Annotated in this window: 13 protein-coding genes, 1 rRNA gene and 1 pseudogene; 2 read left to right on the plus strand and 13 right to left on the minus strand. The window is 44.2% G+C overall.

The window, feature by feature from the left end:
• From cysN to cysJ, 6 genes are all read right to left on the minus strand, one after another.
• Positions 1 to 1,443, minus strand: coding sequence for a sulfate adenylyltransferase subunit CysN (gene cysN / locus LDO73_RS13850; RefSeq protein WP_224058701.1), 1,443 nt, complete (start codon positions 1,441 to 1,443; stop codon positions 1 to 3).
• A 22-nt stretch (positions 1,444 to 1,465) separates the two neighbouring features.
• Positions 1,466 to 2,374, minus strand: a complete 909-nt coding sequence (gene cysD / locus LDO73_RS13855; protein ID WP_036955774.1) for a sulfate adenylyltransferase subunit CysD — start codon at positions 2,372 to 2,374, stop codon at positions 1,466 to 1,468.
• Between the two features lie 14 nt (positions 2,375 to 2,388).
• Complete coding sequence (cysG, locus tag LDO73_RS13860; RefSeq protein ID WP_224058704.1) at positions 2,389 to 3,801, minus strand: siroheme synthase CysG; 1,413 nt, start codon at positions 3,799 to 3,801, stop codon at positions 2,389 to 2,391.
• A gap of 304 nt (positions 3,802 to 4,105) precedes the next feature.
• Positions 4,106 to 4,840 (minus strand): phosphoadenylyl-sulfate reductase, encoded by a 735-nt coding sequence (locus tag LDO73_RS13865; protein WP_224058707.1) that lies wholly within the window; start codon positions 4,838 to 4,840, stop codon positions 4,106 to 4,108.
• Positions 4,837 to 6,582 (minus strand): assimilatory sulfite reductase (NADPH) hemoprotein subunit, encoded by a 1,746-nt coding sequence (gene cysI, locus LDO73_RS13870; protein ID WP_224058710.1) that lies wholly within the window; start codon positions 6,580 to 6,582, stop codon positions 4,837 to 4,839. The genes LDO73_RS13865 and cysI overlap by 4 nt, the downstream gene beginning before the upstream one ends.
• Entirely contained in the window at positions 6,582 to 8,387 is a 1,806-nt protein-coding gene (gene cysJ / locus LDO73_RS13875) for an NADPH-dependent assimilatory sulfite reductase flavoprotein subunit (RefSeq protein ID WP_224058713.1), read from the minus strand. The genes cysI and cysJ overlap by 1 nt, the downstream gene beginning before the upstream one ends.
• Before the next feature lie 265 nt (positions 8,388 to 8,652).
• Between cysJ and queD the strand changes: the two genes are divergently transcribed.
• Positions 8,653 to 9,018, plus strand: a complete 366-nt coding sequence (queD, locus tag LDO73_RS13880) for a 6-carboxytetrahydropterin synthase QueD (RefSeq protein ID WP_036955790.1) — start codon at positions 8,653 to 8,655, stop codon at positions 9,016 to 9,018.
• Between the two features lie 53 nt (positions 9,019 to 9,071).
• On the opposite strand, the gene queE is transcribed toward queD, so the two are convergent.
• Positions 9,072 to 9,743, minus strand: coding sequence for a 7-carboxy-7-deazaguanine synthase QueE (gene queE, locus LDO73_RS13885; protein WP_224058715.1), 672 nt, complete (start codon positions 9,741 to 9,743; stop codon positions 9,072 to 9,074).
• Positions 9,744 to 9,920: 177 nt separating this feature from the next.
• Here queE and LDO73_RS13890 point away from each other — a divergent pair, with 177 nt between their 5' ends.
• Positions 9,921 to 11,288, plus strand: a complete 1,368-nt coding sequence (locus LDO73_RS13890) for an amino acid permease (RefSeq protein WP_224058718.1) — start codon at positions 9,921 to 9,923, stop codon at positions 11,286 to 11,288.
• A gap of 103 nt (positions 11,289 to 11,391) precedes the next feature.
• On the opposite strand, the pseudogene LDO73_RS13895 reads toward LDO73_RS13890, so the two are convergent.
• The 6 genes and pseudogenes from LDO73_RS13895 to rrf all read right to left on the minus strand — a co-directional run.
• Positions 11,392 to 11,574: pseudogene (locus tag LDO73_RS13895) on the minus strand (PLP-dependent transferase); the annotation flags it as partial.
• Between the two features lie 159 nt (positions 11,575 to 11,733).
• On the minus strand, positions 11,734 to 12,126 hold the full coding sequence (locus LDO73_RS13900) for a hypothetical protein (protein ID WP_154627625.1): 393 nt from the start codon (positions 12,124 to 12,126) through the stop codon (positions 11,734 to 11,736).
• A gap of 13 nt (positions 12,127 to 12,139) precedes the next feature.
• Positions 12,140 to 13,327, minus strand: a complete 1,188-nt coding sequence (locus LDO73_RS13905) for an NAD(P)/FAD-dependent oxidoreductase (RefSeq protein WP_224058720.1) — start codon at positions 13,325 to 13,327, stop codon at positions 12,140 to 12,142.
• 243 nt (positions 13,328 to 13,570) lie between these two features.
• Entirely contained in the window at positions 13,571 to 14,104 is a 534-nt protein-coding gene (locus LDO73_RS13910) for a DUF1287 domain-containing protein (protein ID WP_423810893.1), read from the minus strand.
• A gap of 116 nt (positions 14,105 to 14,220) precedes the next feature.
• Positions 14,221 to 15,012, minus strand: coding sequence for an endonuclease/exonuclease/phosphatase family protein (locus tag LDO73_RS13915; protein WP_224058725.1), 792 nt, complete (start codon positions 15,010 to 15,012; stop codon positions 14,221 to 14,223).
• Positions 15,013 to 15,699: 687 nt separating this feature from the next.
• Positions 15,700 to 15,815: ribosomal RNA gene (rrf, locus tag LDO73_RS13920) — 5S ribosomal RNA — on the minus strand.
• Between the last annotated feature and the right edge of the window lie 61 nt (positions 15,816 to 15,876).

Here is a 15,876-nt window from a genome sequence, read left to right on the forward strand (position 1 = left end):
TTACTTCCCACCTAACACATCACGGGCACCCCAGTGTGGGAAGTGGCGGCGGATCAGTTGGTTAAGCTCAATTTCGAATTGGCTAAATTCACCACGGTGTACCGTTTCTTCGGGTTGCGCTTCTCGAACTAGCCCTGCCCCCACAGTCACATTCGTTAGCCTATCAATTAAAATCATCCCACCGGTATCGCCATTGCTTTGATAATTTTCCAGTAGTAGCGGCTCATCAAATGAAAACTCCACCAAACCAATGCCGTTCAATGGCAGTTCTGTTGCCACTTTCTGAGTTAAGTTATTCACATCCACTTGATATTGAATGTTTTCAACTTTGCCTCGGCTTCGCTTGCCTGCCACTTTAATATCCACTTGTTGACCTTGCACCAGTGGCTGCTCTGACATCCACACCACATCCACTAACGCATGCTGACTCGCAAGCAGCGCCTCATTTTCAGCGACAATTAAATCGCCGCGACTGATATCAATTTCATCGCTCAGTACAATCGTAATCGCCTCACCCGCCAGTGCTGAAGGCTGATTACCGGAAAATGTCACAATCTCTTTGATGGTTGAAACGCTTCCTGAAGGTAGCACTTTCACGCGTTGCCCCACCTGTACAACCCCCGATGACACCGTGCCACTGTAGCCGCGGAAATCTAGATTGGGGCGATTCACATATTGCACAGGGAAGCGCAATGGTTGGTCAGCGGCCGTCTGAGTGACTTGCACCGTTTCCAGCAACGACAATAACGTTTCCCCTTGATACCATGGCAAATTCTCGCTTGGTGATACGATGTTATCCCCATCCAGTGCAGAAATTGGTACAAACCAGACGTTTAAATCTACCGGAAGTTGCTGAGCAAATTGCTGGTAATCTTGCTGTATTTTATCAAACACGGACTGGCTATAATCCACCAGGTCCATCTTATTCACCGCGACGATCAAATGGCGGATCCCCAATAGCGTACTAATAAAACTGTGGCGTCGCGTTTGCTCTTGAATGCCTTTTCGAGCATCGATCAGCAGAATAGAGAGTGAGCACGTTGATGCACCTGTCGCCATATTGCGGGTATATTGTTCATGTCCGGGGGTATCCGCGATGATAAATTTACGTTTTTCCGTCGAAAAATAGCGATACGCCACATCGATGGTGATCCCCTGTTCGCGTTCAGCCGCTAACCCATCCACCAGCAAGGCCAGATCCAACTTCTCACCTTGAGTACCAATCCGCTTACTGTCGCTCTGTAAAACCGATAATTGGTCTTGGTAGATTTGTTGAGTGTCATGCAGCAAGCGCCCAATCAAGGTACTTTTTCCATCATCTACGTTGCCGCAGGTGAGAAACCGCAATAACCCCTTATGTTGCTGAGCCTGCAAGTAAGCTTCTACGCCACCTTGCTGTTGAATTTGATGCGCCATTGCATCGTTATACGCTAATTCAGCCATGATGTTGTTCCTCACCGATTGATTAAAAATAGCCTTGGCGCTTTTTCAGCTCCATAGAGGCGGATTGGTCACTATCAATCAAACGCCCTTGGCGTTCACTGGTGGTGGATAGCAACATCTCTTCGATAATTTCTGGTAGCGTGCTGGCATTCGACGGCACTGCCCCCGTCAATGGCCAGCAGCCTAATGTGCGAAAACGCACTTTTTTCTTGGCAATAACTTCACCGGCTTTTAACTCAATGCGCCCATCGTCCACCATGATTAAGGTGCCATCACGCTCAATCACAGGGCGTTCATCTGCAAAATAGAGTGGGACAATATCGATGTTTTCCAAGTAGATATATTGCCAAATATCCAGTTCAGTCCAATTGGATAGCGGGAAAACTCGGATACTTTCCCCTTTATTAATTTGTCCGTTGTAATTGTGCCAAAGCTCCGGTCGTTGGTTTTTCGGATCCCAGCGGTGGGAGCGGTCACGGAATGAATAAATTCGTTCTTTTGCCCGTGATTTTTCTTCATCACGCCGAGCGCCACCGAACGCGGCATCAAAGCCATATTTATCTAGCGCCTGCTTTAAGCCCTCAGTTTTCATGATATCGGTATGTTTCGCGCTACCATGAACAAACGGATTAATGCCTAAACGCTCCCCTTCTGGGTTTCGGTGGATCAATAATTCAAAACCGTATTTTTTCGCCGTCTCATCTCGGAACTGGTACATTTCACGAAATTTCCATCCGGTATCCACATGCAGCAAAGGAAAAGGGATCGTGCCAGGATAAAACGCTTTTCGAGCCAAATGCAGCATCACAGATGAGTCTTTACCGATGGAATAGAGCATCACGGGATTCGCAAATTCCGCCGCCACTTCACGAATAATATGAATACTTTCCGCTTCTAATTGCTGTAAGTGGGTTAATTTTTTTTCGTTCACGATTTACTCCTCGATTAAGCCAATTCCAGCACGGCTGAGCGCCATTGGATGGTTTCGGATTGCTGACCAAACCATGCCAGCTGTTGATGTAATGCCGCCACTTCACCAATGACGATTAATGCAGGCGCTGGCGCTTGCTGAGCCAATGACTCCAATTCATGCAAAGCCCCGACGATCACTTTTTGATTTTGCCGAGTCCCACAGCCAATCACCGCAACGGGGGTATCTCGATGACGTCCATATTGAATAAGCTGCTGACGAATATTTGCGGCTGTTACGGTGCCCATGTAGATAGCCAATGTTTGGTGGCCGCGTGCTAATGCTTGCCAATCCAACTCCGCGCCCTCTTGTCGGCAATGTCCGGTAATAAACGTAATACTCTGCGCGTGTTCTCGGTGGGTCAGCGGGATCCCCGCATAAGCTGCCGCACCAATAGCTGCGGTGATGCCGGGTACGACTTGAAAAGGAATGTTGGCCTCGGCAGCAACTTGCAACTCCTCACCGCCACGACCAAAAATAAACGGATCGCCCCCTTTTAAGCGCACCACCTTTTTACCTTGCTGAGCATAGTTGACGATCAACTGATTGGTTTCCTCTTGGGAAACGCTGTGATTTCCTGCTCGTTTACCCACACAGACTTTGTCTGCATCACGGCGAACAAGATCAAGGATTTCCGTGCTCACCAAATGGTCATACAGCACCACATCCGCATTTTGCAGTACTCTCAACCCTTTGAGTGTTAATAGCCCCGCATCTCCCGGCCCTGCCCCCACTAAGGTCAACTCCCCTTGGTTATCCAGCTTCGCTAGCTGTTGCTCAAGTTGTTTCTCAGCATCATCCAGTTGTCCACTTTCCACTAAAGAAGCAAAGCGTCCGTTAAAACTCAATTCCCAAAAACGTTTACGCTCACTGAGTTTGGTCAAATTCTGTTTTACACGCTCACGCCAACGCCCTGCAATCTCCGCCATTTTGCCCAGTGATGTCGGCAACAAGGTTTCCAGTTTTTCCCGTAATAATTTGGCTAAGACAGGCGCGGTTCCACCCGATGAAATCGCCACCATAATGGGAGAACGGTCGATAATCGAGGGAACAATAAAGGAACATAGGGGCTGGTCATCCACCACATTGACAAAAATATGGCGCTGCTGCGCATCATGAAAAACTTTCTCATTGAGCGCTTGGTCATCCGTGGCAGCAATCACCAAGTAAGCATCATCAAGGTGATAAGCCTGATAAGGCTGCTGCACCCAGTGCAATTGTTTTTGCTGATAAGCCGATTGCAGGCTTTCGCAAAGTTCAGGGGAAATCACCACCAGCGAGGCATGGGCTTTCAATAATAATTCGGCTTTACGTGCCGCAACGATACCGCCGCCAATCAAGACAACTTGTCTTTCTCGCACACTCACAAATAAAGGTAGGTAATCCATATGTCGCTTCCATCCAGCATTTTAATTATAAGAGCAATGAAATTGACTATATGGCCTGAATTGGTCACTTTGAAATGACAAAAAAGCATGAATAGGAACAGAAAGGCATAAGCTAAATAAAGTGGGGAAAACCCAGTAAATTAAGCCTATCTTCCGCGATTTGACATAAATGAAAAACAAAGGGACACCCTTATTTTAGATAAAGGCATCCCTTTGTTATTAAACAAATAAATTAGCTTTCTACTTATTAGTAATGCAAGTAATTAATTATTTAAACGAAGTCTTTAGTTTTTCTTAAAAAGCATTAATTTTCATGCAGTCCGCATTCACGCTTTAATCCAAAGAAACGGGTCTGTTCTTCACTCATCCCCGGTTCCCACGGACGGCTAGTATGCGTATCTCCCACTGATAAATACCCTTTTTCCCATAATGGATGGTAGGGTAAATTATGTTTGGTCAGATATTGATAAACCTCTTTATTATTCCAATCAATCACTGGCAGTATTTTAAAGATCCCGCGTCCAATGCTCAGTACGGGTAACGCCGCACGGCTCGCCGATTGTTCTCGTCTTAATCCTGAAAACCAGCTTTGCGCCTGCAATTCATGCAGCGCCCGCGTCATAGGCTCCACTTTGTTTAATTGGTTATAACGCTCAATTCCCTCAACGCCTTGAGTCCACAATTGACCATGAATGGCTTCTTGCCATGCAGGGCTGGTCGCCGCTCGGTACACTTTCAAGTTTAAGTTTAACCGTTCCGTTAACTGTTCAATAAATTGATAGGTTTCGGGAAACAGATAGCCAGTATCCGTTAAAATCACTGGAATGTTTGGCACCACTTGTGTGACTAAGTGCAGCGCCAGAGCACCTTGGATGCCAAAGCTTGATGACAGCACAAATTCAGCAGGAAGATGCTCAACCGCCCATTCAATGCGAGCTAGCGCGGTCATTTCTTCAAGTTTCGCGTTGAACTCCGCTAAATAAGCGGCCTGCGCCTGTTTATCTAACGGCTGAACTTGCGTTAATTGAAGTCGGCTCATACCGCCTCCTTGACCTCGTAAAAATCGATAGCAGAATTGAGTACCGGCTTCACGACATTAGCGCGGATCAGGTAGTCACCAAAACCTTCATTCGGTTGACGTTCAGCCGCCCAGCGACCAATCAACTCATTCATGATGGCTAAAATCTCTGCGCTGCTGATATTTTCCTTATACATCCGAGGAATACGCGTACCGATGCGGTTCCCGCCTAAATGTAGGTTATAACGGTCAAGGGCTTTACCCACCAGCCCCACTTCCGCCAGCATCGCGCGACCACAACCATTTGGGCAGCCAGTTACACGTAAAACAATATGCTCATCCGCCACATGATGCGCCGCCATGATGTTTTCAACTTGCGTGACAAACTCCGGCAAAAAGCGCTCCGCTTCCGCCATCGCTAACGGACAGGTTGGAAAAGAAACACAGGCCATCGAGTTTTCACGCTGACGCGTCACTTCACTGCTCATCAAACCGTGCTCAATGGCAATTTTCTCGATTGCCGCTTTGTCCTCTTCCGCAATCCCCGCCACAATTAAGTTCTGATTGGCCGTCAGGCGAAAATCGCCTTTATGGATTTTAGCGATCTCGGCGACACCCGTTTTTAACGGTTTATCCGCTAAGTCGATTAAGCGCCCATTCTCCACAAACAAGGTTAAATGCCAGCGGTTATCAATGCCTTTTAACCAGCCAATTTGATCACCACGCTCCGTAAATTGGTAAGGACGAATAGCTTCAAACTGCACGCCAGCACGTTCTTCCACTTCGGCCTTAAACACCTCAATCCCAACTCGCTCAAGGGTGTATTTGGTTTTGGCATTTTTACGATCAGTTCGGTTTCCCCAATCACGCTGCGTAGTGACTATCGCTTCAGCAATTGCCAAGGTTTTATCTAAGGGAATAAAACCAAATTCACTGGCAAGACGTGGGAACGTGTTGGTATCTCCGTGAGTCATGGCTAACCCACCGCCCACCAGCACGTTGAAACCGATCAATTGCCCTTCTTCAGCAATGGCCACAAAGTTCATATCATTGGCATGAAGATCCACATCATTTAATGGTGGGATCACCACGGTGGTTTTGAATTTTCTTGGCAGATAGGTTTCCCCGAGAATGGGCTCTTCATCGGTAGTCACAATTTTTTCTTTATCCAGCCAAATTTCTGCATACGCACTGGTGCGAGGTAGCAAATGCTCAGAGATTTTTTTCGCCCATTCATAGGCTTGCTGATGCAATTCAGACTGCACGGGGTTAGAAGTACACAGTACGTTACGGTTTACGTCATTGGCGGTCGCTAACGCATCCAGCCCCACATGACTGAGCATTTGATGCGCCGGCTTCACATCCCCTTTGAGAATACCGTGAAACTGGAATGTTTGACGGTTAGTTATACGAATGCTGCCGTACAAGGTGTGCTCAGAGGCAAATTTATCAATATCGAGCCACTGTTTCGGGGTAATAATGCCCCCCGGTAAGCGACAACGCAGCATCATGGCATGACGCGGTTCTAGCTTCTGCTCTGCTCGCTCTGCGCGAATGTCTCTATCATCTTGTTGATACATTCCGTGAAAACGGATCAGCAAGAAGTTGTCTCCGTCAAAACCGCCCGTTAAGCCGTTTTTGAGATCGTCTTTGATAGTGCCTCGTAAATAGTTACTTTGCTGCTTCATCCGCTCGCTGTCAGCGAGCTTGCCTTCAACCACTAAGGCCGGCTGAGGTGCAGCTTTTTGATGTTCATTGCTCATTAATAAACGTCCCTCTGATAACGGCGCATCACACGCAGCTCACTTAAAAAGTCATCCGCTTGCTCTTCATCCATGTGTCCGTGCTCGCTGATGATATCCAATAATGCTTGTTCCACGTCTTTCGCCATACGGTTTGCATCCCCACACACATAAATATGTGCGCCTTGTTGGATCCAGTCCCACACTTCACTGCCTTGTTCGCGCAATTTGTCTTGTACATACACTTTTTCAGCCTGATCCCGCGACCACGCTAATGAAATATGAGTCAGCAAACCGTCTTTGACATAACGCTGCCATTCCACTTGATATAAGAAATCGTCAACAAAGTGCGGATTGCCGAAAAACAGCCAGTTTTTACCTTCGCTACCGTCGTTATCACGCTGTTGTAAGAAAGCGCGGAATGGGGCAATACCGGTTCCCGGACCAATCATAATCACGGGCGTATTTGAGTCTGCGGGGAGGCGGAAATTATCATTATGTTCAATAAACACCCGCAGTTCGTCCCCCTCATTGAGACGATCCGCTAAAAAGCCAGAAGCGCCCCCTGTTCTTGGACGGCCATCAATCTCATAGCGTACAACACCAACGGTGGCATGGACTTCATCAGTCGCTTCCGCCTGTGAAGAAGAAATGGAATACAAACGCGGCGTTAACGGTCGCAGTAAATCCACAAATTCTTGCGCACTTGGTTGAGCTGCCGCTTGGCGTACCATATCGACAATAGGCGTAGTTTGCGCATACTGCATAATGGCTGGCTTATCGCTGATCAAGCCTAATAAGCTATCGTCTTTGGATAATTGCGCGTATTTCTCGACGATCAAATGGGTGTTTTGGGTCAGCTCCAGTTGGTAAGTTAACGCATCACGCAGCGAATGGCGCTGTTGACCAATAAATACGTCCTCATCCCCCTGTAGCCATAGCAGGCTAATCAGCTCATCCACTATTGCAGGGTCATTATCAAACCATACACCAAGAGCATCTCCCGGTTGATAGCGTAAACCGGAATCCCCCAAGTCAATCTCAATATGGCGCACATCTTTGTCAGAACCCCGGCCTGTTATCTTTTGATTACTCAACAACGTCGAGGTTAGAGGTGCCGTTTTGGTGTATGGGGAAGAATCGAGCTGATTCACACTGCCAGATTGAGTATTGATGAGCTGGCTATCTGATTGAGCGGGAACTCGCGCTTTTAAAACCTGCGTCAACGAGCTTACCCATTCGTCTGCCAATGTTTGATATTCAACATCCGCATCGACCCGAGGAAGCAACGCACTCGCCCCGAGCTTCGCAAACTGGCTATCGAAATCTTTTCCTGCTTGGCAAAAATGCTCATAAGAAGAATCGCCAAGTGCAAAAACCGCATAATGGGCGGTTGAAAGATCAGGGGCTTTCTTCGAGTTCAAATATTTATGTAATGCAACGGCCTCTTCGGCTGGCTCCCCTTCACCTTGGGTGGATGCCACGACGATCAACACTTTCTCTTGGTTGATCTGCTTAAACTTGTAATCGCCAGCATTGACTAAATTGGCACTGATTTTCTCACTCAGTAGTTTTTCTCGAAGCTGCTCAGCTAAACGACGGGCATTACCCGTTTGGGAGGCTGAAATAATGGTCACGGTTTCTTGAGGCGCATTGCTTGCAACCACAGGCTCGCTCAGCGTACTGTTTTGATTTACCATGCCCCACAAATAGCCAGATAACCAAGCCAGTTGATGGGATGAATAATCCCCCACTGCGGTTTGTAAGCGCCCTAATTGCTCCGTCGAAATCGGTAATGCTGATAATGGAGGTTGCTTGTTTTGCATTATTTTGTCACTCCAACGTGATCCATCATTGAATAGTCAATAAAACGTTATTTATGCCATTCTCTATCCCAAATGAAGATAAAGGTTATAACAGCCATAACTAGGAAGATAAGAAACTATAGCCATAACTAATAGCTAAAAATCCTAAAGAAAATATTCGATGATGAATATCGAATAAAAAGATTAGACAGAAATCGATAAATAACGACATTTTGAGTAAAAATAACAGTAGAATACGCTACTAAACATTAGTAAGGAGAAATTTATGAGCACAACCATCTACAAAGATTTTCACTTTGAAGCAGCACACCGCCTTCCTCATGTACCTGAGGGGCATAAATGTGGTCGTCTGCATGGGCACTCTTTCATGGTGCGCTTAGAAATCACGGGTGAAATTGATGCGCATACGGGATGGATCATGGATTTTGCTGATGTGAAAAGCGCCTTTAAACCTATCTATGAGCGTCTAGACCATCACTATTTAAATGAGATTGAAGGGTTAGAAAACCCAACCAGTGAAGTGCTTGCTCGCTGGATTTGGCAGCAAACCAAGCCACTATTGCCATTATTAAGCGCCATAACGGTTAAAGAAACCTGCAATGCAGGCTGCGTGTATCGCGGAGAAGCCTAAACCAAATAGTTGCTGAGCTGTAAGTTATCACCTACAGCTCAAGGACATCATGATTACTGAATATTCAGGTATTTATGGGTTTGAATGGATAGCCGCCAATTACGTTGAATGCAGGTATCGATACATAGCTTGGTCGCTGATACTTTTTGGCTAATAGGCTGAAGCGCCACAATCGGTAGCTCACCTTGAGTTCGCAAAGATAATAGCAGGTCAAGGGCTTCAATATCTTTTTCACGCGCCACAGGATGCTTGATTTCATTGGCACGATTAATCGCCTGTTCGAGCACTTGCAATCCCCCTTTCATCCCCACTTTCGGCGAGACAGTGACCCACGTATTTTCAGTGCAGATGATTGGGTAAGTGCCGCTGGTTTCAATCTGGCATTGAAACCCGTTAGCTTCAAGGGATTGCGTTAAGGTCGTTAAATCATAAATGCATGGCTCTCCGCCCGTTATCACGATGTGTTTTGCGGTATAGCCGTTTTGTTGCATCAGTTGGATTAAGCTTTCGGCATCGGACATTGCCCATAAATCACTGTCTTGTGTTTTTAATGCAATATCACCCAATGTGGACTCCTTCGCGGGCTCTTTGTCCCAGGTCTGTTTGGTATCGCACCAACTACAGCCAACTGGACAGCCTTGCAAACGAATAAAAACAGCAGGGACGCCAGTAAAAACACCTTCCCCCTGTAAAGTTTGGAAGATTTCATTAATTGGGTATTTCATATTGCTCCTAGAGGATTCCATTTGGCGCATATTATATTGCAGATATCTATCTCGCGGGCAATGCACTTTGTGATAATGTAGTCACCCTGCGTTCAGGAAAGTACGTCAACTCAAACAACGAAACCGAAACAATATTCGGTACAATATTTCGAAATAAAGTTAATGACAGGAAAAGCCATGCAAAGTAGTGAACAAAATCAACTCAGAAAGGGGCTGAGTGTCAGGCACATTCGCTTTATGGCCTTAGGGTCAGCGATTGGTACTGGGCTATTCTACGGTTCTGCGTCTGCGATTCAGGCGGCGGGTCCCGCGGTGTTACTTGCCTACATGTTAGGTGGTGCAGCAGTATTTATGGTGATGCGCGCTCTCGGTGAAATGGCGGTTCATCATCCAGTCCCAGGTTCATTCTCTCACTACGCAAGTCATTATATGGGTCCTCTCGCTGGTTTTTTAACAGGCTGGAACTACGTGTTTGAAATGCTAGTGGTCTGTTTAGCCGATATTACTGCCTTCGGGATGTACATGGGCTTCTGGTTCCCTCATGTCGACCAATGGGTGTGGGTATTGAGTATCGTGCTATTTATTAGCGCGCTCAATCTTTGCCACGTTAAGATTTTCGGTGAAATGGAATTCTGGCTATCGATTATTAAAGTCAGCGCCATTATAGCCATGATTGTCGGCGGTGCCTTCTTGATGATTTACGGCTTTGGTCAAGAAACTAGCCATGAAGTGGGCATCCAAAACTTGTGGGAACATGGCGGATTTATGCCAAATGGCATTGAAGGGGTGATTGCCTCTCTCGCAATAGTCATGTTTGCTTTTGGTGGTATTGAGGTGATTGGTATCACAGCAAGTGAAGCCCAAGATCCTGAAAAAACAATCCCTAAAGCTATCAATGCTGTACCTATCCGTATTCTATTATTCTATGGATTAACGCTATTTATCCTGATGTGTATCTATCCATGGAACCAAATTGGTCAAAACGGCAGTCCATTTGTCCAAATCTTCGATAGCTTAGGCATTCAATCCGCAGCAAATATCCTGAATATCGTCGTGATAACGGCAGCAATTTCCGCTATCAACAGTGATATTTTTGGTGCAGGCCGCATGATGTATGGTATGGCTCAAGATGGTCAAGCGCCTAAGGTCTTTACCAAACTGACCAAAAGCGGTGTGCCATGGGTGACGGTTCTGGTCATGTCCGTTGTGATGTTATTAGGTGTTTATCTGAACTACCTGGTACCAGAAAAAATCTTTGTGATCATCGCATCAATTGCGACCTTCGCGACGGTATGGGTCTGGTTAATGATCTTACTGTCTCAAGTGGCAATGCGCCGTAAGATGAGCCAAGAAGAAATCAAAAAACTGAAATTCCCTGTACCTTTCTGGCCTGTAGGTCCAGCAATCACCATCGCATTTATGGTGTTTGTTATCGCTTTATTAGGCTTCTTTAAAGATACGCAAGTGGCACTGATTGTGGGCTTTGTGTGGGTGGCTTTACTCAGTATCACCTTCTTTGCGATGCGTTATTACCAAAAACGCTGATCCCTCTTCATTAAGAGATCAATAAACCAGCCCTACATCGAGCAGATCTAGGGCTGTTTTTTATAATGATTTTCGATTTTATGGAACCGTTAGTTCTGCTACATCACACTGATACAAGCGCCTGTTCAATATCTGCAATTAACTCATCGACATTTTCTAAGCCAATAGATAACCGAATCTGCCCATCACTAATGCCATATTGTCGCCTTTCTTCCCGAGTATAGGTCGAATGAGTCATACTGGCAGGATGCTGCGCCTACAACTCACAATTCCACAAACTCACCGCAGCAATGTCTACAAAACCTATATTTGGGGTACACAAGTCGATGTTTGATAAATTGGCGATGCCAATGAACCTAAATGATCCTGCGCGTTATAGTGACTATGAATTTCCCGTGATTCGAAAGAACGTTTTTATATCTAAACTCATACCACCTCCGAAAAATTACCCTCCTTGGGATTGAGATAATCGAGATCCGACAATTTGCATCGTTCGCAAAAGTGTCGTAATTCCACGTAATGTATTTGGATCTTTTAATAATCCATACACTGAGCGAAAGTTAGGATTTTTACTATCATGTATTCCTTCCATTTTTGCCATATTGTAGGCAGTACCTAATTCCCATACAGGCACTAAAGTATCTTCAAAAGAATTTGATAATCGTTCTACAGTACTGTTATCTAATATATCGACAAGGTCGGACACTAGTGAAAGCAGATCCACAATATTGTCTAGGCGATTTAAATGTAATAACGGTGCTAATTTTTCGGCAAGATGATTACCGGATTCTGAACTTAACAGTTCAACCAGTTTACTTTGACTTTCATTATTCGACATTTTTAATTCCTTATTAAACTAAGCCACGGATTGCTGCCCAATAAATACCTCTATTGAAGCCATTTCTTAGTAATCCACCGAGTTTCGTTGGCGGAGTCGGAATAACATCGTGCTTGTAATCATATTGCAAAGGCATACCCGCCGTTAATCCCATTTGAGCAACAGCCTGTACTCGGCCATCATAAATAGCCGCAGGGTAGCCATAAATTAACTCACCACAAATATTATCAGCGATAATGGCAGCTTGGTTATGGCAGCTACCGCCCGCTTTGCTAATTGGTAAATCAACGGTGTCACCTATAACATAAACACCTTCAACACCATAGACTTGCATAGTTTCATGATCAGTTGGTAACCAACCTTCACCATTATTATGTTCACTTAATCCGGTATTTACGACCGCCTCTACCGCTGTAATAGGTGGTGTACTAATTAATAAATCGAAAGGCTGCTCATCCCCTTCTTTGGAATAAGCCAATTTCTTATCTGGGTCGACTTTATTTAAAGTGAATCCTCGTTGAGCTTTAATATTTCTAGTAACAAATACCTCAGGAATGACTTCACAAACAGGCTGCTGCATGAATAAACAGTTACGCAGTAATTGTGCAACTGTTGGATAGGTATAAACAATTTCAATATTATCCCTAACCCGACGTTTACGTAAAAACTCATCAATCATGAGTGTTGTTTCCATCGGTGCTATACCACATTGATGGGGAACGTTTGGTGTTTCTGGAAATGAAACGGTAATAAAAATACGACCTTTTTCAATCTTAGATAATTGATCGGCTAATTTACGCGAGGCATCATAGGCATAAAAATGGTTCCCCATTTCCTTTAATCCTTCAATGCGCTCAGGTCTAGGGATACATCCTGTGGCAACAACTAAATAGTCATAGTTGTATTTTTTATTATTTTTTGAATGCAATTCTTTATTTTTAAAATCAAATGATTCAACTTTATCAATGACTAAATCAATTTCTGGCCTTAATAATTCACGCTCAGGTCGGCTTAGTTCTTCTTTAAAGAACATATTAAAAGCCACATACATAAATGCAGGTTTATAATAATGTATCGGATTATCTGTTATTAACGTTATTTTTATTTTTTGAGAAAAAATGTCTTTATTAAGTTTTCTAGCCAAAATATTAGCTAACATGGTACCGCCAGTACCACCACCCACAATAACTATATTTTTCATGATTTAAAATCCTTAAGAAATAAAACAGCTCGATAAATAAAACCTGCTCATCGCCGTGCTTTACACTTAATAAATATAGTTTAATGCCAATAACAACCAATACAATAAATTGCATATAATTCGAAAATCAACAAAAAAAACTAATCACTTTGAGATATTAAAGTGCTTTCTCCGGTAAAAGAAAAGTGACACATTCATAAATGATAAAATATAATTCCAGTACAACTCATTGAAATAAAAATATTAATATGAATAATGTCCAACTATCTTCCATTTAAACAAGACGTCCTCGGCGACTTGTCCATATCCAATATTGTGCATCACTAGGTAGTATTGACTATTCGATGCTTTGATGGATGTCACAATTCCTATATGTGGACGCCCATTATCTAAACGCCATGAAACGATATCGCCGGGTAAATAATCATCCCCTTTTAACGTAATGGGTTTAACGGTACCTTTTCGAGCAAAAAAGGTTTCTAAGTTAGGTACTCGCCGATGATCAATATTGGTATCAGGTTTACGAAGCCCCCACATCTTTTGGCTTGGATACTGGCTAAAATTCTTCTTTATATCTTCATGAAGCTGTTTTTGAAGATCAATACCCAGTTTACGATAACTGCGGATCACAACATCAGAACAGACACCGTAACGGCTAGGAACATCCCCATTGGGGTAATCTATCTGGCGATAAGATGAATCATAAACAACAAGGCTAGGTAATTGTTCAGCCTGTTTTGCCAAATCAAGGTTATTTTTTCCTAATGCATAAGGCATACAAAATAGTAAAGCGATGGGTAATAGTCGTTTCAAGGTATGAATCTCCGTAAAATAGAGAATAAAATCTACAATAATTACAGGGATAAATAAGGTGGGATAATCTTAAAAAGGCATTACTTAGTTAATTTAAATTGGGTAATGATAGGGTTATGGTCTGATGCATCCGTCTGTAATACGTGGCTTTCTTTCAGTTTTAAGCCGCGGTAAAACATAAAGTCTAATGGACGACCAAACGCTTTTGTCCGTAAATCTGAATCGTAGAGAACTTCCTTCAAACCAACTGAACGAATAAAGCGTTTCAATGCATTTACTCGCTGACGGCTCCATGCATTAAAGTCCCCCGCGAGAATAACGGGGCCAACATGTTTGCTAATATGCGAACCTAACTTACTCAATTGCTTCGTATACACATCAACCCCAAAACTAAAGTTGATTGCATGCACATTCGCGACCATTAAGTGCTTGCCATTAGGCAATGGATAAACCGTGATCAAAGCCGATTTAGCTAAACGTAATAACGGTTCTTTTTCTCGTAATGGGCAACAATAGATAGGGTGAGCTGTCGCGAGGGTCATTACCCCTGATGGGTGAGGAGAAAAAGGTAAAGCTGGGACTTGGTCTGCTATCAACTGATGTGATGCAGCGAAAGAAACCAATTCAGGTGACATTTGAGCTTCTTGAAGCAAGAGTAATTTCTTTTCTTTGACGAGTTCAGCTAAAGTAGATTTCCAATTGGGTCGCTGCTGCTTATAAATATTCCACGTAACCACATCCAGCGTTTCACCCGCAGGAAATAGAGGAAGACCAATAGGAAGAGAATCTCCTAGCATATGGATTGGCATAGGCTGAATACGTTTTGCAGGCTCGCCTGCAATGTACCGAACAGAATAGGTTCTTTTAGCCACGTACCGGATTCCCTACGAAATTGATAACAACAATATTGTTGTCGACTATGCTAGTTTAGCATTGGTTTGACTGACTCAAGTGCAGTATATCAAATATCTTGCAGGTTATCTTACGGAACTTATTATTCCTTTTTGTGACTTTTCTAGGCCAGTCTGACTATCTCCATCAAATTTTCTGCCATTCACCGTGATAAGTTTGCTAAGTAATGGCTTAGTGAAGAAAAAACATGCATGTAATAGAGGCATTCTTTACTGCTTGGTTAGGCTATAAGGCGAGTAAGGTCAATATGGTGATCGATTTTCACTCAATACAGTGACAACTTCATTACTAATAGTGAAAACACCGTTTATAAGACGGGAAGTTGAGGGATATTCGGCTGCTATCCCGAGATAGCTTTTAAATAGAGGCGTTCAGAGAGTAAGAACAAAGCAGTTAAGATTGATCGATTATGTCAGATCAGAGATTCGCCGTTAAAGTGCTTTTATTCACCAGATCTCACGGGGGCTAACTCGATTGACAGTGAAATGAGGCGGGAAGCACAGGGATATTCGGCGCTTTTAGGCCGTTGGTGAGTGCCGCCCCAGATTTTGCTAACGAGAAGGCCATTTTTTCATACACCTTTCGGCGATTTCAATTTCCCAAACGCAAAAAAGCCACCCAATGGGTGGCTTCTCGGCTAATTTAATGTCTGGCAGTTCCCTACTCTCACATGGGGAGACCCCACACTACCATCGGCGCTACGGCGTTTCACTACTGAGTTCGGCATGGGGTCAGGTGGGACCACCGCGCTATTGCCGCCAGACAAATTCTGTTTATTCCCGTTTAAGTTTTTTCTTAAACCAGAATATCAATCCTGAACAAGC

The organism is Providencia alcalifaciens (genome assembly GCF_915403165.1).
Taxonomy (GTDB): domain Bacteria; phylum Pseudomonadota; class Gammaproteobacteria; order Enterobacterales; family Enterobacteriaceae; genus Providencia; species Providencia alcalifaciens_C.

Bases quoted from the DNA above. Each gene is read 5' to 3' on its own strand.
- cysN (WP_224058701.1), bottom strand. From the start codon at position 1,443: ATGGCTGAATTAGCGTATAACGATGCAATGGCGCATCAAATTCAACAG.
- cysG (WP_224058704.1), bottom strand. From the start codon at position 3,801: ATGGATTACCTACCTTTATTTGTGAGTGTGCGAGAAAGACAAGTTGTC.
- LDO73_RS13865 (WP_224058707.1), bottom strand. From the start codon at position 4,840: ATGAGCCGACTTCAATTAACGCAAGTTCAGCCGTTAGATAAACAGGCG.
- cysI (WP_224058710.1), bottom strand. From the start codon at position 6,582: ATGAGCAATGAACATCAAAAAGCTGCACCTCAGCCGGCCTTAGTGGTT.
- cysJ (WP_224058713.1), bottom strand. From the start codon at position 8,387: ATGCAAAACAAGCAACCTCCATTATCAGCATTACCGATTTCGACGGAG.
- queD (WP_036955790.1), top strand. From the start codon at position 8,653: ATGAGCACAACCATCTACAAAGATTTTCACTTTGAAGCAGCACACCGC.
- queE (WP_224058715.1), bottom strand. From the start codon at position 9,743: ATGAAATACCCAATTAATGAAATCTTCCAAACTTTACAGGGGGAAGGT.
- LDO73_RS13890 (WP_224058718.1), top strand. From the start codon at position 9,921: ATGCAAAGTAGTGAACAAAATCAACTCAGAAAGGGGCTGAGTGTCAGG.
- LDO73_RS13900 (WP_154627625.1), bottom strand. From the start codon at position 12,126: ATGTCGAATAATGAAAGTCAAAGTAAACTGGTTGAACTGTTAAGTTCA.
- LDO73_RS13905 (WP_224058720.1), bottom strand. From the start codon at position 13,327: ATGAAAAATATAGTTATTGTGGGTGGTGGTACTGGCGGTACCATGTTA.
- LDO73_RS13910 (WP_423810893.1), bottom strand. From the start codon at position 14,104: ATGCCTTATGCATTAGGAAAAAATAACCTTGATTTGGCAAAACAGGCT.